This is a genomic window from Brevundimonas sp. S1H14, from assembly GCF_047716865.1.
GTDB classification, from domain to species: domain Bacteria; phylum Pseudomonadota; class Alphaproteobacteria; order Caulobacterales; family Caulobacteraceae; genus Brevundimonas; species Brevundimonas naejangsanensis.
Genome location: NZ_CP136679.1, coordinates 2209430 through 2228573, shown reverse-complemented (window position 1 = coordinate 2228573; position 19144 = coordinate 2209430). Strand labels below are relative to the sequence as shown.

The window sequence follows — 19144 nt, the reverse complement described above, 5'->3', positions numbered from 1 at the left end:
GAGGCGCCGGGGGTTCAAATCCCCGGCGGGCCTGCCTAGGCTGGGGTCATGTTTGATTTCGACGCCATGCGTATTCGCCTGGCGGAGTTTCCGATCGCGGAGATGCTGATCGGGCTCTGTCTTCTCGCCCTTCTTGCCTTCATCGCGGACTTTGTGGTCCGCCGCATCCTGACCCGACTGATCCTGAAAGTCGTCGGGCGAGCGGTGCATGATCTCGACACCCTGTTGCAGCCCGTGGTGCGCAGTTTCACCCGTGTCGTGCCCGCCATCATCATCCATCAGGGGATCAGCGGCGTGCCGCATCTGGCGCCCGGCGTCGTCACCCTGATCCAGAACGTGGCCGGGGCCTTCATGATCGTGGCCGTGGCCATCGGCATAGGCGCCGGTCTGGACATGGCCAACGCCATCTACGCCCGCTCGCCGCGCGCCCATCGACGCAGCATCAAGGGCTATCTTCAGGTCCTGAAGATCGTCATCTACGCCATCGCCACCATACTGGTGATCGCGGCCCTGATCGACCGGTCGCCCTTGCTGCTGCTGTCGGGCCTCGGCGCCCTGGCGGCGGTGCTGATGCTGGTGTTCAAGGACACCATACTGTCGCTCGTGGCCTCGGTTCAGCTGAACTCCAACGACATGCTGCGCGTTGGCGACTGGATTGAGATGCCCCAGGTCAACGCCGATGGCGACGTCATCGACATCGCCCTGCACACGGTGAAGGTCCAGAACTGGGACAAGACGATCACCACCATCCCGACCTGGCGGCTGATCAGCGAGTCCTACCGTAACTGGCGCGGGATGCAGGAAAGCGGCGGGCGTCGTATCAAGCGCGCCCTGCTGATCGACCAGACCAGCGCGCGCTTCCTGGCCGAGGACGAGCGTGACCGGATGCGGCGATTTCTGCTGATCGACGACTATCTGGCCGACAAGAGCGCTGAGATGGCCGACTGGAACGCCAAACTGGTCGCGGCGGGGCGCGACCCGGTCAATATGCGCCGCTCGACCAACATCGGCGCCTTCCGCGCCTATGTGCAGAACTATCTGGAGAACCACCCCGGCATCCGTCAGGACATGACCCTGCTGGTGCGTCAGTTGCAGCCGACAGAGACGGGGCTGCCGCTGGAGATCTACGCCTTCACCGCCACCACGGCCTGGGCCGAGTATGAGGCGATCCAGGGCGACATCTTCGACCACCTGCTGGCGATCCTGCCTGAGTTCGGTCTGCGCCTGTTTCAGTCGCCCACCGGCGCGGACTTCGTCCAGCTGAAATCCTCATAAGAAAAGCGCGCAGAGGTCGCCCTCTGCGCGCTTCAATCCTGTCATCGCCGCCCGTCGTTGCAGACGGAGCGGCGAGAGGGCTGGATCAGCCTTCGGTCTTCAGTTGACCAGCCGATTCCTTGCCCGAGCGACGGTCGCGCTCGATTTCGTAGGAAACCTTTTGGTTTTCGTCCAGGCCGCGCAGGCCGGCTGCTTCGACGGCCGAGATGTGGACGAAGACGTCCTTGCCGCCGTCATCCGGCTGGATGAAGCCGTAGCCCTTGGTGGAGTTGAACCATTTTACAGTGCCGGTAGCCATTTTCAGGACCTCCGCTAGAAGTTGGCCTCAGAGAACGTCCCTGATGGCCTGTCGGGTCTGTATGGATCGGCTTAGACCTCGGTGCGCGGGGCAGAAGGCAGAGCGTTACGCAGAGAGATCGACCTCACTAGGGTGGACCCTCCATCGCCCTAATGCAAGGGGTGGGGTTCAGGGCTCGGCCGTTTCCGGCGGCGAAATCCAGTTCTCCTGACACAGCTTGCGCAGGGCCGAGGTGATGGTCGAGCCGTACAGCGCGTCCTGAATCCGCTCATACCCCTCGGTCTTCAGGGCCTGTTTTACATCGCCTACGGTTCGGCAGGCGCCGCTTTGGGCCAGTTGGTACGCACGTTCCAAAGTCGTCGGTCGAAAAGTCATGGCGTCAGCCTAGGCTTTTTCCGCCAAAGGTGAAACAGGCGCCTGAGACGCAGGCCTCTGGTCAGAAATAGACGCTGATCCCGGCGACCAGGGCGTCGGCGTACTGTTCGCCCGGAACCTTGGCGTTCGTGCCGTGCCAGCGCAGTTCGGCCTCAAGATTGGACGTCAGGGCGTAGGTCGCGCCGATGTTGTAGCCGGTGTAGTCGACGCTGTTGTCCTGCTCGCGACGGCCGACCTCGGCCGAGACGTTCAGCTTGTCGGTAAAGTCCCAGCCGCCGCGCACCGCGACCCAGGTCCAGGCCTTCACCGAACCAGCGCCGTCGGGCGAGTGTTGCAGCCGCAGGCGCGCGCTGGCCGGGCCGATCGAGCGCTTCATGTCGGCCGTGAACTCCCACGACTTATCGTCATAGCCGGGGTCGGCGTCGACCCGCCACTTGTGCGCGACGTTCAGGTCGAAGTCGAAGCCGGCCCATTGCGGACGCACGCCGCCGGCCAGTTCCAACTCCAGCTCCGAGCCGCCGCTTTTGATCGTTTCAAAGGCGGGGCTGACATAGAAGAGGCCGCTTTCGCTTTCCCATTCCGCCGCGCCCCAGACGAAGGGATCGCCGTCGGACTTGGAGGCGTCCTTGGAGCGGTTGTCGCTGGCGGCGCCCGCGCTGAAGCTCCAGCGGCCGGGAAGCTCTTGCGCCTGAGCCGCCGAGGCCAGGATCAGGAGCGGGGCGGTCGCCAAAAGGGCGGTCGTCAGGATGCGCATGGTCGGCCTCGTCAGGGGAGTGTCGAGGCCGCTTCCTAGAGGCGCTTCTTGTCGAATTTATCACAGGCCTGCGAAAACTCGTCCGTCAGCCGAGCGACAAGCTGGGCCGTGGTCGGCACGTCGTGGATGGCGCCCGAGCCCTGACCGGCCGACCAGATTGTCTTCCACGCCTTGGCCTCTTCGCCCATGTCCAGCTTGTGCTCGGGCAGGGACTTGGGGTCGATCCTGTTTTCGACCAGCGAGGGCGTCAGGAAGTTGGCCGGAATGCCCGAGACGGCGGGCGTATAGGTGATGTCGGCCGAGCCCGACTGGACGATCAGATCCTTGTAGTGGGGCTGGGCCGCGCTTTCGGTCGTGGCGATGAAGCGGGTGCCCATATAGGCGAAGTCGGCACCCATCATCAGCGCCGCCGCCACGTCCTGCCCGGTCGAGAGGGCGCCCGCCAGGATGATGGTCCCGTCGTAGAAGCTGCGGACCTCGTTGATCAGGGCGAAGGGGTTCACCACGCCCGCATGCCCGCCAGCTCCGTTGGCGACCAGGATCAGGCCGTCGACGCCCGCCTCGGCCGCCTTGCGCGCGTGGCGCACATTGGCGATGTCGTGGAAGACCACGCCGCCATAGCCGTGCACCGCATCCACCACGTCGCGCACGGCGCCCAGCGAGGTGATGATCAGCGGCACCTTCTCCTCGACCGAGACCATCATGTCGGCCATCAGGCGCGGATTGGTCGGGTGGACGATGTGGTTGACGCCGAACGGGGCGGCGTTGGGCGTCAGGCGCGACTTGATCTCGTGCAGCCACTCCCGATAGCCCTCGGTCGTGCGCTGGTTCAGCGAGGGGAAGGTGCCGATCACGCCCGCATTACAGGCCTCGACCACCAGATCCGGCCCCGACACCAGGAACATGGGCGAGGCGATCACCGGCAGTTTCAGGCCGGACTGGAGGGAAGCGGGAATGGCCACGGGTCGTCTCTCCTGAGTTGCTTTTGGCTACGCTAACCGGCTGTCGTCAGGGAAGGCAATGCGTTCCAGCGCCCTTCTCTCCTTGAGGGAGAAGGTGGCAGGCGGAGCCTGACGGATGAGGGGTGTGAGCGCCCTCGCGTCCGATGATCGCACGGTTGAGGCGCAGAACAGCGAACCTTGCGCCGACACCCCTCATCCGAGCGCCTCCGGCGCCCACCTTCTCCCACAAGGGGAGAAGGGGAAAAAAGAGAGTCCAATTCGTCTGAATCGTCTGAAATCGCCCTCCGCCGTGCCCTCGGCCGGGGGGCAGTCTAGCACAGGCGCGGCGGGGGGATGGCCGATTGCGGCGGGGCGGCGTTTTCTTTGGCGGGGCGAAGGCCTAAATGGCGGGCATGACCCACTATACCGACAGCCTCAGCCAGCTCGGCGTCCAGACCGCCGCCCCGACGAACCCGGAAGAGGCGGTGCTGGAGCGCGTGCCCAATCCCCACGCCGACACGCTTTATGTGGCGCGCTTCACCGCGCCGGAGTTCACCAGCCTGTGCCCGGTGACGGGCCAGCCCGACTTCGCCCACATCGTCATCGACTATGTGCCGGGCGACTGGCTGGTCGAGAGCAAGAGCCTGAAGCTGTACCTGACCAGTTTCCGCAACCACGGCGCCTTCCACGAGGACTGCACCGTCGCCATCGGCAAGCGCCTGGCCGAGCTGCTGCAACCGAAATGGCTGCGCATCGGCGGCTACTGGTATCCGCGCGGCGGCATCCCCATCGACGTCTTCTGGCAGACGGGCGCGCCGCTGGAGGGCGTGTGGCTGCCCGATCAGGGCGTGGCGGGGTATCGCGGGCGGGGGTGAGGGGGCGGCCCCCTCACCAAGCTTGACCACTATAAGGTTGAGGGGGACGCTCCCTAAACATGCGCCTGGCTGGCGATTCGGGTTCGGGGGCGCGAGAATGAGTAGTCAGAAAAAATACCAAGTATTTGTGTCGTCAACATTTGTCGATCTAAAGGAGGAGCGGCAAGCTGTTATACGGCATATTCTTGATATGAAACACATTCCGGCGGGCATGGAGTTGTTCCCTGCGGCGGATGTGGATCAGTTAGATTATATAAAGAAAATTATAGATGAATGCGATTATTACGTCCTTATCTTGGGCGGTCGATATGGCTCCATGGACGAGGGTGGCGTAAGCTACACTGAGCGAGAGTACGACTACGCCGTACAGACTGGGACTGTGGTGCTGGCGTTTGTCCACGACGATGTGGATGGTCTCGCTGTCCGAAAATCGGAAGCCAATCATGCTGCCAGGCTTGCCCTCGCGGCTTTCCGTGAAAAGGTAATGACGGGCCGGTTGGTCAGGGGGTGGCGTGACCAACAATCATTGGAGTTGGCGGTGCTCAAGGCGCTGATGCACGCCTTCAGCGATTTTCCTAGAACTGGTTGGATTCGAGGTGACGCAATTGCATCTCAAGAAACCATAGAGCAATCTAATAGGCTTCTCGAAGAAAACGCAGCCCTAAAAAGGAAGATTGGCGAGAGCGCGACTACTGCGCAAATTGTGTCAAAAATCGAAGATCTTGCTGGTTTAGATGACGATTTTGAAATTCGATACAAATGTAGATCTTTACGTAGGCCGGGCACCTTTCTGGACGCCACCAAGAAAATTTCCTGGCGAAAGATTTTTCTTGGGGTGGGTGCTCAGTTGGATTTGGCAAGAACAGATGCTGTGATCTCTATTGGCGTGCGTATGGCTCTTAAAGATCTTGATGGTTCATCTGTGTATTCTATAGATGAAACTGATAAAATTCGAATAAAAATTCAGCTAGAAGCTTTGGGGTTGATAGCGACGAAAGTCTCAAAGACGCTTGAAGGCAAGTATGCTGAATTCATGAGCCTTACGTCGTTGGGGCGGACGGTCCTCATAGAGGGTTTGGCTGTGAGGAAGCTTACGAAAGACTAGATGTTTTCGAATGGCTGAACGGTGATGTCGACATCTTCATCCTCCCGCCTCCCGCTCGAAGTCTGGGGCCGTCGTTTGATGACGCACGCCGAGGCGTGGGCCGACCGCTCGCGCCTTCGCCGTTACGCCTATGAGTTCCTGTGGTTCGGGCTGAAGCAGGGGTGGGCGTGTCTGTTCGGCGGGGCGATGCTGGCGCTGATCCTGGGGACGTTTCTGTTCTGGCCGGATGAGGCGCCGCTGGCGCGCTATGACTTTCTGGTGCTGGGGGCGCTGGGGATACAGGCGGGGATGCTGGCCCTGAAGCTGGAGAGCTGGGAGGAGGCGCGGGTCATCTTCCTGTTCCATGTCGCCGGGACGGTCATGGAGCTGTTCAAGACCTATCATGGGTCGTGGATCTATCCGGAAGAGTCGGTGCTGAGGATCGGCGCCGTGCCGCTGTTCTCGGGCTTCATGTATGCGGCGGTGGGCAGCTACATCGCGCGGGTGCAGCGCATCTTCCATATCCGGGTGCGGAACTATCCGCCGCTGTGGACGACGTGGGTGCTGGCGGCGGCGATCTACGTCAACTTCTTTGCGCACCACTGGCTGCCGGACATCCGACTGGCGCTGTTTGCGGCGACGGGGCTGCTGTTCGCGCGGGGGTGGTTCTGGTTCACCGCCGACCGGACGCGGCGGTCGATGCCGCTGCTGCTGGGCTATGGGCTGGTGGCGCTGTTCATCTGGTTCGCGGAGAACCTGGGGACGTTCGCGCGGGCGTGGGTCTATCCGGGGCAGGAGGGCGGATGGGAGATGGTCAGCCTGAACAAGCTGGGGGCGTGGTTTTTGTTGATGATCATCTCGGTGGTGCTGGTGTCGTTGGTGCACCGGCCGGAGGAGGAGGCGAGGTAGGGCGGCCTTCTCCCCTTGTGGGAGAAAGTGGGCGCCGGAGGCGCTCGGATGAGGGGTATCGGCGGGGCGTTTGCCGCTTTTTGCTTCAACCGTATGCCACGACCGGATGCCGGGGTGCTGACACCCCTCATCCGTCTCGCTGCGCGAGCCACCTTCTCCCTCAAGGGGAGAAGGGCTTTACGGCCGCGCGGTCACCTTGTGCTCCAGGTTGGGGCGGGGGCGCTCGAGCGAGGGTTCGGACAGGGAGCCGATGTGGATGAAGCCGGCGATGCTCTCGCCGTCCTCGACGCCGAACAGGGTGACGGCGGCGGGGTCGTAGGAATACCAGTCGGTGATCCAACTGGCCGAATAGCCCAGGGCGTTGGCCGCGTGCTCAAGGTTCATGCAGACGGCGCCGGCGGACAGTTGCTGCTCCCACACCGGGACCTTGTGGCCTTCGATAGGGGTCGAGACGACCAGAATGGTCAGCGGCGGATTGGCCAGTTTGGCCAGGGAGGCGATCTCCTTGCCGGTGCGGTTCTGGGTTTCGCCAAGCGCGGCGAGGGCCTCGGACAGCTCGGCGCGGCTGCGCGGGCCAAGGATGACGAAGCGCCAGGGGAACAGCTTGCCGTGGTCGGGGGTGCGGGCGCCCAGCAGAAGCATCTGCTCGACCTCGGCGTCCGTAGGGCCGGGCAGGGTCAGCAGTTGGGCCGAGGCCGAGCGGCGCACGGCAAGCCGCGACAGCAGCTCTTGCGAACGGACGGGCAGGGGCAGGGGGGAAGACAGGTCTGACTGGCTCATGGCCGATAGCTAGGCTTTCGAGGCGCGCGGCGCCATAGCAGGGGCATGAGCAAGATCCGCGACATCAAGCCTCGCTGGGCCGAAGGCCTGCCCGAAACGCCGCCGTGGCGCAGTCTGGGGACGAGCGTTCTGATCGACACGCCGTGGATGCGGGTGACGCGCCATCCGGCTGTGGCGCCGACGGGGGCCGATGCCGATTACATGGTCATGCGGCCCAAGAATGTGGGGACGGGGGTGCTGCCGCTGCATGACGACGGGACGGTCAGTCTGGTCGGGCAGCACCGCTTCGCCCTGATGCGCTATTCGTGGGAGATGCCTGAGGGCGGGGCGCCGGAGGGGGAAGACCCCTTCGAGGCCGTGAAGCGCGAACTGGCCGAGGAGGCGGGGCTGACGGCCCAGCACTGGCGTGCGGCGCTGGACGTGGACCTGTCCAACTCCATCACCGACGAGCGGGCGATGACCTGGGTGGCCTGGGGGCTGGAAGCCACGGACAAGGCGCCGGACCCGACGGAGGTCTTTCTGTCGGCGCGCGTGCCCTTCGGCGACCTGATGGCGGAGATCGCGCGCGGCGCGGTGCGCGACAGCCTGACGGTGGCGACGGCCTATCGGGCCTACCATATGGCGCGGGAGGGCGAACTGCCCGCCGCGCTGGCGCGTTCCATGCTGGGTGCGTAGGGTCGAGCCGAAGTTTAAGGAAGCCTGATGGCCAAGCTGGAAGTCGTGCCGCAACAGCCGGACCTGTGGGCGCAGTTGCGCGCCGCAGCCGAGGACGCTGCGCGCGAGGAGCCGCGTCTGGCGTCGCAGCTGAACGCCGTGGTGCTGGCGCACGATGATTTCGCCGGGGCGCTGAGCTTCCAGATCGCGCGCAAGCTGGGCGATGCGGAGCTGGGGGCCATGACGGTGCGCGAGGTGGCCCTGTCGGCCTTCGCCGCCGATCCGGGCATTGTGGCCGCCGCCGAGGCGGACCTGAAGGCGGTGCAGGAACGCGATCCGGCGATCCGCTCGCTGTTGCAGCCCTTCATGTATTTCAAGGGGTTCCAGGCGCTGCAGGCCTGGCGCGTGGCGCACTGGCTGTGGGAGCAGGACCGCGACACCCTGGCGTTTCACTTCCAGAGCCGGATCTCGGAGCTGTTCCAGCTGGACATCCACCCGGCGGCGCGGATCGGCTCGGGCGTTTTTCTGGACCACGGCACGGGCATCGTCATCGGCGAGACGGCGGTGATCGGCGACGAGGTGTCGATGCTGCACGCTGTGACGCTGGGCGGAACGGGGGCCGAGCGCGGCGACCGCCATCCGAAGATCGGGCGCGGCGTCCTGCTGGGCGCCGGGGCCAAGGTGCTGGGCAACATCACCGTCGGCGACTACGCCAAGGTGGCGTCGGGCTCGGTGGTGCTGAAGCCGGTGCCGGCGGGCTGCACCGTGGCGGGGGTGCCCGCGCGGCTGGTCAACTGCCCGACCGACGCCACGCCCGCGCGGACGATGGACCATACGCTGTCCGACATCGTCTATGACTTCGTGATCTGAGGGGGCGTCGCCTGTGGACGCCTGAAGCGCATGCTTCCCCTCGGGCTTCCCAAGGCGGGACGGCTTCTCTAGGGTCCGCGCCCAACGATATGCGCTTCGGCGCCAAAACGAGGCTGACCCCGTGACCGAGAACGATCTGAAGCGCGTCGAGACGCACCTGAAGCGCACCTTCAACCACGGCGGCATCAAGGTGAAGGGCCGCAAGGTCGCCGATTCCGCCGAAGTCTATGTCGACGACGAGTTCATCGGCGTGGTGTTCGAGGATGAAGACGAAGCCGGTTCCTACATGTTCGAAATGGCGATCCTGGCGGAAGACCTGCCGCCGGCCTGACGCCTGCGGAAGACGCGAATTGAAAAAGGCCGGAGAGGGCGTCCTCTCCGGCCTTTTCTATTGGCGATCAGCGTCGGATCACCAGCCGAACAGGCGGGCGAAGAAGCCCTTCTTCTTTTCGGGGGCGGGCGTTTCGACGGGCGTTACCGGCTCGGCGGCAGGGGCGGGCGCGGCGGCCTGAACCGGCGGCTCGGCGGCGACGGGCGCGGTCGCGACGACCGGCTCGGGCTTGGGCGCAGGCCTGGTCTCGGCCGGCGCCACAGGCGCGGGCGCCAGGGAAGCGGCGACCGGCGTCTCGACCGGAGCGGCGGCGGCCGTCTTGGACGCGGCGGGTTTCTTCGGTGCGGCGGCCTTGGTCGCCGCAGGCTTGGCTGTCGTTGATTTGGCAGCGGGTTTCTTGGCCGGGGCGGCCTTGGCGGCGGCGGGCTTCGCCGCAGCGGCCTTCGCCGGAGCCTTCGTCGTCTTGGTGGCGGCCTTGGTCGCTGCAGGCTTGGTCGCTGCAGGCTTGGCCGCCGCCTTGGTCGCGGGCTTTGCTGCGGCGGTCTTGGCGGGAGCCTTCGTCGCGGCGGCCGCCTTTACGGTCTTGGGCTTGGCGTCAGCTTTTGTCGCTGTTGCGCTCGACTTTGCCGCCGGTTTCGGCTTGGAAGCGGCGGAGGCCGCTTTCGCGGCAGGTTTCGTCTCAGACGGTGCTTTGGCCATGAACTCCCCGACCCCTCGTTGGACACGGGCGTGAGAACCAAGCCCGTACTGGCGATTCGTCATTATAACGGTGTTTAAGAAATGTCCGAATCCGCAGTTCAGGTGATCGCGCGCGGCGACCGCGCCCCGGCCGAAGCCGCCGCCGCCGCCATCGACGCCAACCCCCTGCTGGAAGGCGCCACCTATTCCATCCTGGAAGAGGATGAGGACCAGGAAATCTGGCGCATCGACGCCTTCCCGACCAGCGAGGAAGAGGCCGAAGGCATCGCCGAGATCCTGCGCGCCACGCCGGGGCTGGAGGTCGTGGTCGAGAAGCTGGCCGACGCCGACTGGCTGGCCATGAGCCTGTCGGGCCTGCCGCCGGTCGAGGCGGGACGTTTCTTCGTCTACGGCGCCCATGATCAGGGCAAGATTCCCGAGGGCCGGGTCAATCTGAAGATCGACGCGGGCGCCGCCTTCGGCACCGGCCACCACGGCACGACGGTCGGCTGTCTGGAGGCCTTCGACAATCTGCTGAAGACCGAGACCTTCGAGAAGGTGCTGGACGTCGGCTGCGGCACGGGCGTGCTGGCGATTGCAGCGGCCAAGACCGGTTCGCCCATCGCCGTCGGCACCGACATCGACGAGCCCTCGGCCCGGATCGCCAATGAGAACGCCGCGATCAACGACGCCAAATGCGACTTTTATTTCGCCGATGGTCTGAGCGATGCGCGGATTGCGCAGCACGCGCCCTATGATCTGGTGTTCGCCAACATTCTGGCCGCGCCGCTGGTGTTCCTGGCGCCTGAGATCGCCGGGGCGCTGAAGTCGGGCGGGGTCGCGATCCTGTCGGGCTTGCTGCGGACGCAGGAAGAGCGGATTCTGGAGGCCTATCTGCCGCTGGGTTTCGTAGTGGAGCAGACGATCCATCACGACGCGTGGAGCGCGCTGCAACTGCGGAAGAAGTAGAGGCGCGACCTTCTCCCTCCCCGTTCTGGGGAGGGTGGCTGAGGCGTAGCCGAAGCCGGGTGGGGGCGCTTCGACTGATCAAGCGCTGCACCTGTGTCTCCTAGCCCTCCCCACCCGGTCGCTGCGCGACCACCCTCCCCATGAAGGGGAGGGAGATGATACGGATGCATTCATGCGCCAGACATTCGACGAAACCACCGATCCCTCCTTCGGGGCCAAGCACCTGCCTCTGCTCCGCGCCGAGATGGCCAAGCAGGGCCTCGACGGCCTGCTGGTCCCGCACGAGGACGAGCATCAGAACGAATACCTGCCCGACGCCAATGAGCGGCTGGCGTGGGTCAGCGGTTTCACCGGCTCGGCCGGGGCGGGCGTCGTGCTGAAGGATAGGGCGGCGGTCTTCGTCGACGGCCGCTATACGGTGCAGGCCAAGGCGCAGACGGACGAGGCCCTGTTCGAGCGGCAGCCGCTGAACAAGCTGGCCGACTGGCTGGCGGCCGTGCCGTCTGGCTCGGTCATCGGCTATGATCCGCGCCTGCACAGCCCCGATGCGCTGGCGAGCCTGCGCGCCGCCGTCGAGAAGGCCGGGGCGACGCTGAAGGCGGTCGAGCCCAATCCGATCGACCTGGCCTGGGGCGATGCGCGCCCGGCCCAGCCGCAGGCGCCGGTGGTCCCGCATGAGGACCGCTATGCCGGCGAGGACGCTGCGTCCAAGCGCGCCCGCATCGGCAAGGCCATCGCTGAGGCCGGAGCCGAGGCCGCCGTGCTGACGGCGCCGTCGTCGCTGGCCTGGCTGTTCAATATTCGCGGCGGCGACGTGATCCGCACGCCGCTGCCGCTGGGTCAGGCGGTGGTGAAGACGGACGGGACAGCCAGCGTCTTCCTTGATCCGGCCAAGGTGACGAACGAACTGCCCGGCTGGCTGGGCGACGCCGTGACGCTGGAGGCGCCCGAGGCGCTGCCGGGCGCGCTGGACGCTCTGTCGGGGCGCCGGGTGATGATCGATCCGGCCGTGTCCTCGGCCTGGTATTTCGACCGACTGGAAGCGGCGGGCGCAAGCATCGTTCGCGGCATGGACCCCTGCGCCCTGCCGCGCGCGCAGAAGAACGACGTCGAGATCGAGGGCAGCCGTCAGGCCCATATCCGCGATGGCGCCGCCCTGACACGCTTCCTGCACTGGGTCGATACGGTCGCGCAGAAGGAACTGCCGGACGAGCGGGCGGTGGTCGAGGCGCTGGAGGGTTTCCGCGAGGCGACCGGCATGTTGAAGGACCTGTCCTTCGACACCATCGCCGGGGTCGGGCCGAACGGCGCCCTGCCGCACTACAAGCCGGTCGGGGCCAAGATCCGGCCGATGGAGGCGGGTTCGCTGCTGCTGGTGGACGGCGGCGGCCAGTATCTGGACGGGACCACGGACGTGACCCGCACCATGGCCATCGGCGAGGGCACGGCCGATCAGCGCCGGATGTTCACGCTTGTGCTGAAGGGCCACATCGCCATGGCGGTGATCCGCTTCCCGGCCGGGACGAGCGGGCGTCAGCTGGACGCCATTGCGCGCCAGCCGCTGTGGAACGCGGGCTTCGACTTCGATCACGGCACGGGCCACGGCGTGGGGTCGTATCTGGGCGTTCACGAAGGGCCGCAGCGCATCGCCGGATGGGGCACGGACCAGCCGCTGCTGACCGGCATGATCCTGTCGAACGAGCCGGGCTATTACCGTGAGGGCGAGTGGGGCATCCGCATCGAGACGCTGCAGGTCGTCACGGCCCCGGCCCAGGTGCCGGGCGGCGAGCGGCCGATGCATGGATTTGAGCAACTGACGCTGGCGCCGCTGGACCGCCGCCTGATCGACGTTTCGCTGCTGACGGCGGACGAGCGGGCCTATGTCGACGCCTATCACGCCGAGGTTCTGGCCAAGGTCGGGCCTCTGCTGGCTGACGGCGTGCAGAAGGACGAGGCGGCGCTGGAGTGGCTGAAGGCGCAGACCGCCCTCTTGAAATAAGGCCATACGGCGCCCATCTGAAGAGTGTCGGCGGATGCGCCGCCGACCCCCTCACATCAGAAGGAATGCGCGGATGAAGATGCGCAAGCTGGGCCGTAACGGCCCTGAGGTCTCGGCCGTCGGTCTGGGCTGCATGGGCATGAGCGCCTTTTACGGCGGCGCCGACGAGGCCCAATCCATCGCGGTGATCCACCGCGCGCTCGACCTGGGCGTCACCCTGTTCGACACGGCCGAGATGTACGGCCCCCACACCAATGAAGTCCTGCTGGGCAAGGCGCTGCAGGGGCGCCGGGACGAGGCTTTCATCGCCACCAAGTTCGGCATCAACCGCCAGCCGGACGGCTCGGCGATCACTGACGGTTCGCCCGCCAATGTGCGCCGCGCGGTCGAGGGCAGCCTGAGCCGCCTCGGCGTCGATCATATCGACCTCTATTACCAGCACCGCATCGACCCCAATACGCCGATCGAGGAGACGGTCGGGGCGATGGGCGAACTGGTGAAGGAGGGCAAGGTCCGCTTCCTGGGCCTGTCCGAGGCGGCGCCTGCCACGATCCGCAAGGCCCACGCCGAGCATCCGATTACGGCGCTTCAGACCGAATATTCGCTGTGGAGCCGCGACCCGGAGGACGAACTGCTGGGCGTGGTGCGCGAACTGGGCATCGGCTTCGTGCCCTACAGCCCGCTGGGCCGGGGTTTCCTGTCAGGCGAGATCAAGTCGATCGACGACCTGGCGCCCGACGACTTCCGCCGTACCAATCCGCGCTTTGCGGGCGACAACTTTCAGAAGAACCTCGATCTGGTCGATGCGGTCGGCGCCATTGCGGCGGACAAGGGCGTGACGGCGGCGCAACTGGCTCTGGCCTGGGTGCTGGCGCAGGGAGAGGATCTGGTTCCTATCCCCGGCACGCGTCGCATCTCGACGCTGGAGCAGAACGCGGCGGCGGCGGACATCGTGCTTACGCCGGATGATCTGGCGCGGATCGAGGCCGTCTTCCCGCGCGGGGCGGCGGCGGGCGAGCGGTATGCGCACGGCGGCATGAGTTCGCTGAACCGCTGATGTGAAAACGCCTCCCTCGCGATCGCGGGGGAGGCGTCTTTCATTCGGGCGTGTGCGAAGGCTTACTGCACGCGAGTCCAGGTCTGGGTCTTGCACAGGGGGGCGACGATGCAGCCGCGCAGGCGCAGCGTATTGTCGTTGGTCAGGGTGATGGTGCCGCGATAGGTGCCGCCGTCCTCCGGGTTGTAGACCGAGCCGCCGCGCCATTCGGTCGGGCCGCCGGTGAAGCCCGACAGCATCCGCAGGCCGCGTAAGGGACGGTCGCGCATGGACTCGTCCTTGTTGCGCTGATCCTTCACCTCGGGGTTGGCGCGGATGTGGCTGGAGGTGACGAGGACGCCGCACAGGGCCTGGCCGCAGCGTTCAATGCGGACCTGACCGCCGTTGGTCGGGGTCTGCCACAGACCGGTGGGGTCGCTGGCGAGGGCCGGAGAAGCGAGGGCGAGGGCGGCGACGGCGAGCGCCGTCAGGACGGGGGTCTTCATCGGCGTTTTCCTTCTGACGGATCGTTGAGGCGATCCCTTGGGAGGGAGGTTGATCCGGGTTTCCGTCGGAAACAAGGCCGAACTTATGAAGTTACATCAAGGATTACATGACCTTAGGTCAAGTTAGCCGCCGATCAGCGTCAGCCATTCGTCCTCGCTGAGGACGCTAACGCCATGCTTTTCCGCATCTTTCAGCTTGGACCCGGCGCCGGGGCCGGCGACGACGTAGTCGGTCTTTTTCGACACTGAGCCCGAGACCTTGGCGCCGAGGCTTTCGGCGCGGGCCTTGGCCTCGTCGCGGGTGAAGCGTTCCAGCGAGCCGGTGAAGACGACCGTCTTGCCCGCCACGGGGCTGTCGGTCGTGGGGGCGGCGACGTCCTCGACGCGCTCGAGCTCGGCCAGCAGGGCCTCGACGACCTGAAGGTTGTGCGGTTCGTGGAAGAAGTGGGCCAGCGCCTCGGCGGCGACCGGGCCGACGCCGGAGACGCCCGCGATCTGGTTCAGCATGTCCGAGGGGCCTTCATTGCGCGCGACGGCGGCCCAGCGGGTCAGGTCGGTCCAGCCGTCCGAGATCTCCGCCAGCGAACGGCGGGCGGGGGCGGCCATGCCGGGGAAGGCGAGGGCGATCTTCTGATCCATGGGCGCCTCGGGCCACGGATCGTCGGCGGGCGGCTGCGCCTCGGCCATCAGGCCCAGAACGCGGGTGGAGATGGCGTGGGTCGCGGCCAGCGTTTTCCAGTCGTCGCTGGCGAGGCCGTTTGCGGCGGCCATGCAGGCTTCACGGAAGGCGGCCCAGCTGCCGAAGGCGCGCGACAGGACCAGCGAGGTCTGCTCGCCGATCTCGCGCACGCCGAGGCCGAAGATCAGGCGGTCGAGGGAGATGACGCGCCGCGCGTCGATCCCGGCGATCAGGTTGCGGACGCTGGTCTCGCCATAGCCGTCCTCGGCGCGCAGCAGGGCCAGCTTCTCCTCGTCGCGAGCCAGGCGAAAAATGTCGGCGGGCTCCTTGATCCAGCCGCGCGCGTGGAAGGCGATCAACTGCTTCTCGCCAAGCCCTTCAATGTCGAAGGCGCGGCGGCTGACGAAGTGCTTGAGGCGTTCGACGATCTGGGCGTCGCAGATCAGGCCGCCGGTGCAGCGGCGCTTGACCTCATCTCCCTCGCGCACGGCTTCGGAGCCGCACACGGGACAGACTGTGGGGAAGACGTAAGGAGCGGCGCCCTCGGGACGCAGCGTATCGACCACGCCGACGATCTGGGGGATGACGTCGCCGGCGCGTTGCAGGACGACGGTGTCGCCGATGCGCACGTCCTTGCGGGCGATCTCGTCTTCGTTGTGCAGGGTGGCGTTGCGGACCACGACGCCGCCGACGGTGACGGGGTGCAGGCGGGCGACGGGGGTCAGGGAGCCGGTGCGGCCGACCTGGATGTCGATGCCTTCCAGAACGGTCGTCGCCTGCTGCGCCGGGAATTTGTGGGCGATGGCCCAGCGGGGGCTGCGAGCGATGAAGCCGAGGCGCTGCTGCCAGTCCAGCCGGTCGACCTTATAGACCACGCCGTCGATGTCGTAGCCGAGGCGGCTGCGGTCGGCCTCCAGCGATTGATAGACGCCGATCAGCCCTTCGGCGCCCTCGACGCGGGCCGAGCGGTCGTTGACCTGAAAGCCCCAACTGCGGAAGGCCTCCAGCGCGCCGTGTTGCGTCTCGGCGAAGGGGGCGGAGGTCTCGCCCCAGGCGTAGGCGAAGAAGGTCAGGGGGCGCTGGGCCGTGATCTTCGGGTCTTTCTGGCGCAGCGACCCGGCGGCGAAGTTGCGCGGGTTGGCGTAGGTGCGCTTGCCTTCAGCCTCGGCCGCCGCGTTGAAGGCGTCGAAGGCGGCGTTGGGGGCGTAGACTTCGCCGCGGATCTCGATGACGTCGGGCCAGCCGGAGCCGGTCAGGGTCTGGGGGATGCTGGCCAGCGTGCGCAGGTTGGCGGTTACGTCCTCGCCGGTCCTGCCGTCGCCGCGCGTGGCGCCCTGAACCAGAACGCCCTTTTCATAGCGCAGGCTGGCCGAGAGGCCGTCGATCTTGGGTTCGGCGACGAAGGCGATGGGCTCGTCGCCCGGCAGCTTCAGGAAGCGGGCGATGCGGGCGACGAAGTCGCGCACCTCGTCGTCGTCGAAGGCGTTGTCCAGCGACAGCATGGGCACGCCGTGGCGGACCTCGGCGAACTGGCTGGAGACGGGGGCGCCGATGCGCTGGGACGGGGAGACGGGGCTGGAGAGGGCCGGGAAGGCGGCCTCGATGGCCAGGGCGCGGCGCTTCAGGTCGTCATAGTCGGCGTCGGAAATCTCGGGCGCGGCGTCGGCGTAGTAGAGGGCGTCATGGCGCGCCAGTTCGGCCGACAGGCGATCCAGCTCTTCGCGCGCCTGGGCTTCGGTCAGGGTTTCGACAGGCGTGAAGAGATCGGACATGAGAATCGCAGGAAGTCGGCAAAGGCGGAACGGTTCCTTACCATCCCCCGACCTTGATGGCAGACGCGGCATGACAGAAACGTAATCTGACGCGGCGGCCGGGGGCCGCTAGCGTCGCGCCTCAAAAGATTCCTGCCGGAGCCCTCCATGCGTCCTGTCCTCGCCAGCCTGTTCGTGATCGCCGCCGCCCTGACGCTGGCCGCCTGTGAGACGACGACCTCGCCTGTGGTCGAGACGCCCACTGTTGAGGCGGCGCCGTCGGGCGATTACGCCCAGTTGATGGACGACCTGCGCATCCTGTCGGCGGACGACATGCAGGGGCGCGACACCGGGTCCGAGGGCGGGGCCAAGGCGCGCGACTACATCGTCGGGCGGTTGGAGGCGCTGGGCGTTCAGCCTTCGCCGATGGGCCGTCTTCAGCCGTGGGAGATGCTGGGCCGCACGCGCGAGGGGACCAAGACCTACAACGGGACCAACATCATCGGCGTCATCCCCGGCACGCGCGTGGCCGACAAATACATCGTGGTGACGGCCCACTATGACCACGTCGGCGTCAACGACGGCCAGATCTTCAACGGGGCGGACGACAACGCCTCGGGCGTGGCGACCATGCTGGAACTGGCCAGACGGCTGAAGGCTGACCCGCCCGAGCACAGCGTGCTGATCGTGGCGCTGGACGGCGAGGAGCGGGGGCTGCTGGGCGCCAAGCATTTCGTCGAGGCGCCGCCGGTGCCGCTGCATGCGATTTCGATGAACCTGAATTTCGACATGACGGCGAGGGCCGACAGCGACGGCAAGCTGTGGGTGACGGGGACGTATCAGCATCCCTATTTCCGCCCGGTGCTGGATCAGGTTCCGGCGCGCCGGAACGTCGCCTTCGCCTTCGGCAAGGACACGCCCGAGGACAAGGGCGCCGACAACTGGGTCGAGGCGTCAGACCACGCCGCCTTCCACCGCGCGGGCCTGCCGTTCCTCTATTTCGGCGTGAATTATCACCCGGATTACCACCGCCCCAGCGACGACTTCGAGAAGGTCAATCCGGCGGTGTTCCAGGACTCGACGGAATTGGCGATCGGCGGGTTCCGGGCGCTGGACCGGTGGCTGGATCAATGACGGCTGTCGCAAAACACTTGCAAAGATAGGCCTTGAATCCGCCGTCAGAGCGGCGTTCTGTCGCACCCTCATCAGTCGAGGAAATATAGATGTCGGCGACGCAAGGGTTTGACCTCCAACGGGTGCAGAAACTGCGCAAGGCGGCGCTTCTGGTCGGATTGATCGGAGTGGTCGGACTGGCCTTCGTGAGCCGGTCCATCGGCGGCGAGACCATGCTGCACGAAGGGCTGGAAGCGTTCGGCCTGGGCCTGATCGTCGTCTGCATCGTCGGGCGGGCCTGGTGCTCCCTCTATATCGGCGGACGCAAGAAGGCCGAGATCGTCGATCGCGGTCCCTATTCGATCAGCCGCAACCCGCTGTATGTGTTCAGCTTCATGGGGGCGTTCGGCGTGGGGGCGCAGACGGGCAGCGTGACGCTGGCGACCGTCTTCCTGCTGCTGACGGTGGCGGTCTTCTACGCCACGGTGAAGCGCGAGGAGGCCTGGCTGGCGGGCGCCTTCGGCCAGACCTATGCGGACTATTGCGCGCGGACGCCGCGGTTCGGACCGGACTTCTCCAAATGGCGCGACGCCGACAGCCTGGAGGTGCGGCCGCAGTTCTTCCTGACGACGCTGCGTGACGGTCTGGTCTTCCTGCTGGCCGTGCCGCTGTTCGAGTCGGTCGAGCATCTTCAGGACATGGGCTGGCTGTCGGCTCTGGTGCATCTGCCTTGAGGGCGCTGCCGATCCTGTTGGCCGGGGCTCTGGCCCTGATGGCGGCGGCCTGTGATCGGGGGGCGGCGCCAGACAAGGCGCCCTCGGCGACGGCCTTCAGGCACGACCTGCCGGAGGACGTGTCCGGCTACTACATCCCCACGACGGCGGTGCAGGTCGGGGACTGGCGGCTGCATCACCTGTTCATGGGACAGGTTCCCGACTTCATCGCCTGGCGCGACGGCGCGCGTACGGCGGGTTTCGCCCCGATCATGATGGAGTTCGAGGCGGGGGACAGTAAGCGGCGCACGCGGCTGATTCCGACGGCCTATGAGGTGACCGAGGACCGTGTGCGCTTTGAGGCGTCGTCGCGCGAGCTGGGCGCGGTGTCGTTCGAAGGGGCGCTGGATCAGGATGCGCTGGCGACGGCGCGGCGCAATCTGGGCGATCAGGGCGTGGTCCTGAAAGGACGGCTGAAGGTCGGGGACCGGACCTTCGACGGGGTGTCGATGCGGTGGTGGGCGGGGGACTGATCCCCCGCCGCTTATACCGAT

General features: G+C 66.2%; 21 protein-coding genes. 13 read left to right on the top strand and 8 right to left on the bottom strand.

The genetic code is table 11. From position 1 onward, the window contains the following. Nucleotides 1–48 precede the first annotated feature (48 nt). The gene (locus RSD66_RS10915; protein WP_415287743.1) at nucleotides 49–1275 is read left to right on the top strand and encodes a mechanosensitive ion channel family protein; all 1227 of its coding nucleotides are present in this window, start codon (nucleotides 49–51) and stop codon (nucleotides 1273–1275) included. Between the two features lie 85 nt (nucleotides 1276–1360). Here the strand turns inward: RSD66_RS10915 and RSD66_RS10910 are convergent, their stop codons facing one another. The 4 genes from RSD66_RS10910 to RSD66_RS10895 form a co-directional block, all read right to left on the bottom strand. Continuing rightward, entirely contained in the window at nucleotides 1361–1573 is a 213-nt protein-coding gene (locus tag RSD66_RS10910) for a cold-shock protein (RefSeq protein WP_003167329.1), read from the bottom strand. 168 nt (nucleotides 1574–1741) lie between these two features. Continuing rightward, nucleotides 1742–1948: a hypothetical protein gene (locus RSD66_RS10905; protein ID WP_003167328.1), complete on the bottom strand. Its 207-nt coding sequence runs from the start codon at nucleotides 1946–1948 to the stop codon at nucleotides 1742–1744. Between the two features lie 61 nt (nucleotides 1949–2009). Next, nucleotides 2010–2702, bottom strand: coding sequence for a TorF family putative porin (locus RSD66_RS10900; RefSeq protein ID WP_024353988.1), 693 nt, complete (start codon nucleotides 2700–2702; stop codon nucleotides 2010–2012). A 35-nt stretch (nucleotides 2703–2737) separates the two neighbouring features. Continuing rightward, on the bottom strand, nucleotides 2738–3664 hold the full coding sequence (locus RSD66_RS10895; protein WP_415287740.1) for an NAD(P)H-dependent flavin oxidoreductase: 927 nt from the start codon (nucleotides 3662–3664) through the stop codon (nucleotides 2738–2740). Nucleotides 3665–4056: 392 nt separating this feature from the next. Between RSD66_RS10895 and queF the strand changes: the two genes are divergently transcribed. The 3 genes from queF (at nucleotide 4057) to RSD66_RS10880 (ending at nucleotide 6511) form a co-directional block, all read left to right on the top strand. Further along, nucleotides 4057–4518, top strand: coding sequence for a preQ(1) synthase (queF, locus tag RSD66_RS10890; RefSeq protein WP_024353990.1), 462 nt, complete (start codon nucleotides 4057–4059; stop codon nucleotides 4516–4518). A 97-nt stretch (nucleotides 4519–4615) separates the two neighbouring features. Next, nucleotides 4616–5623 (top strand): DUF4062 domain-containing protein, encoded by a 1008-nt coding sequence (locus RSD66_RS10885; RefSeq protein WP_415287738.1) that lies wholly within the window; start codon nucleotides 4616–4618, stop codon nucleotides 5621–5623. 78 nt (nucleotides 5624–5701) lie between these two features. After that, nucleotides 5702–6511: a DUF817 domain-containing protein gene (locus tag RSD66_RS10880; protein ID WP_415289592.1), complete on the top strand. Its 810-nt coding sequence runs from the start codon at nucleotides 5702–5704 to the stop codon at nucleotides 6509–6511. Between the two features lie 177 nt (nucleotides 6512–6688). Here the strand turns inward: RSD66_RS10880 and RSD66_RS10875 are convergent, their stop codons facing one another. Beyond that, nucleotides 6689–7291 (bottom strand): nitroreductase, encoded by a 603-nt coding sequence (locus tag RSD66_RS10875; protein WP_415287736.1) that lies wholly within the window; start codon nucleotides 7289–7291, stop codon nucleotides 6689–6691. A gap of 45 nt (nucleotides 7292–7336) precedes the next feature. On the opposite strand from RSD66_RS10875, the gene RSD66_RS10870 reads away from it, so the two are divergent. The 3 genes from RSD66_RS10870 to RSD66_RS10860 all read left to right on the top strand — a co-directional run bounded on the left by RSD66_RS10870 (nucleotide 7337) and on the right by RSD66_RS10860 (nucleotide 9146). Continuing rightward, nucleotides 7337–7966, top strand: a complete 630-nt coding sequence (locus tag RSD66_RS10870; RefSeq protein WP_415287734.1) for an NUDIX domain-containing protein — start codon at nucleotides 7337–7339, stop codon at nucleotides 7964–7966. Between the two features lie 27 nt (nucleotides 7967–7993). Beyond that, on the top strand, nucleotides 7994–8815 hold the full coding sequence (gene cysE, locus RSD66_RS10865; protein WP_415287733.1) for a serine O-acetyltransferase: 822 nt from the start codon (nucleotides 7994–7996) through the stop codon (nucleotides 8813–8815). Between the two features lie 121 nt (nucleotides 8816–8936). Continuing rightward, a complete protein-coding gene (locus RSD66_RS10860; protein ID WP_003167318.1) occupies nucleotides 8937–9146 on the top strand; it encodes a DUF3126 family protein in 210 nt (69 codons plus the stop codon). Nucleotides 9147–9224: 78 nt separating this feature from the next. Here RSD66_RS10860 and RSD66_RS10855 read toward each other — a convergent pair whose 3' ends face one another. After that, nucleotides 9225–9845 carry a hypothetical protein gene (locus tag RSD66_RS10855; protein WP_415287732.1) on the bottom strand — a complete coding sequence of 207 codons (621 nt, stop codon included), beginning with the start codon at nucleotides 9843–9845 and terminating at the stop codon, nucleotides 9225–9227. Between the two features lie 81 nt (nucleotides 9846–9926). On the opposite strand from RSD66_RS10855, the gene RSD66_RS10850 reads away from it, so the two are divergent. The 3 genes from RSD66_RS10850 to RSD66_RS10840 all read left to right on the top strand — a co-directional run bounded on the left by RSD66_RS10850 (nucleotide 9927) and on the right by RSD66_RS10840 (nucleotide 13849). Next, on the top strand, nucleotides 9927–10793 hold the full coding sequence (locus tag RSD66_RS10850; RefSeq protein ID WP_415287731.1) for a 50S ribosomal protein L11 methyltransferase: 867 nt from the start codon (nucleotides 9927–9929) through the stop codon (nucleotides 10791–10793). 172 nt (nucleotides 10794–10965) lie between these two features. Continuing rightward, complete coding sequence (locus tag RSD66_RS10845) at nucleotides 10966–12792, top strand: aminopeptidase P family protein (protein ID WP_415287729.1); 1827 nt, start codon at nucleotides 10966–10968, stop codon at nucleotides 12790–12792. 73 nt (nucleotides 12793–12865) lie between these two features. Next, on the top strand, nucleotides 12866–13849 hold the full coding sequence (locus RSD66_RS10840; RefSeq protein ID WP_415287727.1) for an aldo/keto reductase: 984 nt from the start codon (nucleotides 12866–12868) through the stop codon (nucleotides 13847–13849). Nucleotides 13850–13911: 62 nt separating this feature from the next. On the opposite strand, the gene RSD66_RS10835 is transcribed toward RSD66_RS10840, so the two are convergent. Together RSD66_RS10835 and ligA are read right to left on the bottom strand one after the other, a co-directional pair. Continuing rightward, nucleotides 13912–14334 (bottom strand): DUF2147 domain-containing protein, encoded by a 423-nt coding sequence (locus RSD66_RS10835; RefSeq protein ID WP_415287725.1) that lies wholly within the window; start codon nucleotides 14332–14334, stop codon nucleotides 13912–13914. A gap of 123 nt (nucleotides 14335–14457) precedes the next feature. Next, entirely contained in the window at nucleotides 14458–16785 is a 2328-nt protein-coding gene (ligA, locus tag RSD66_RS10830; RefSeq protein WP_415287723.1) for an NAD-dependent DNA ligase LigA, read from the bottom strand. Between the two features lie 147 nt (nucleotides 16786–16932). Here ligA and RSD66_RS10825 point away from each other — a divergent pair, with 147 nt between their 5' ends. The 3 genes from RSD66_RS10825 (at nucleotide 16933) to RSD66_RS10815 (ending at nucleotide 19123) form a co-directional block, all read left to right on the top strand. Continuing rightward, nucleotides 16933–17898, top strand: coding sequence for a M28 family peptidase (locus RSD66_RS10825; protein WP_415287721.1), 966 nt, complete (start codon nucleotides 16933–16935; stop codon nucleotides 17896–17898). 89 nt (nucleotides 17899–17987) lie between these two features. Then, entirely contained in the window at nucleotides 17988–18611 is a 624-nt protein-coding gene (locus RSD66_RS10820; protein WP_119412294.1) for a methyltransferase family protein, read from the top strand. Further along, nucleotides 18608–19123: a hypothetical protein gene (locus RSD66_RS10815; RefSeq protein ID WP_415287719.1), complete on the top strand. Its 516-nt coding sequence runs from the start codon at nucleotides 18608–18610 to the stop codon at nucleotides 19121–19123. The genes RSD66_RS10820 and RSD66_RS10815 overlap by 4 nt, the downstream gene beginning before the upstream one ends. The last annotated feature ends 21 nt before the right edge of the window (nucleotides 19124–19144 follow it).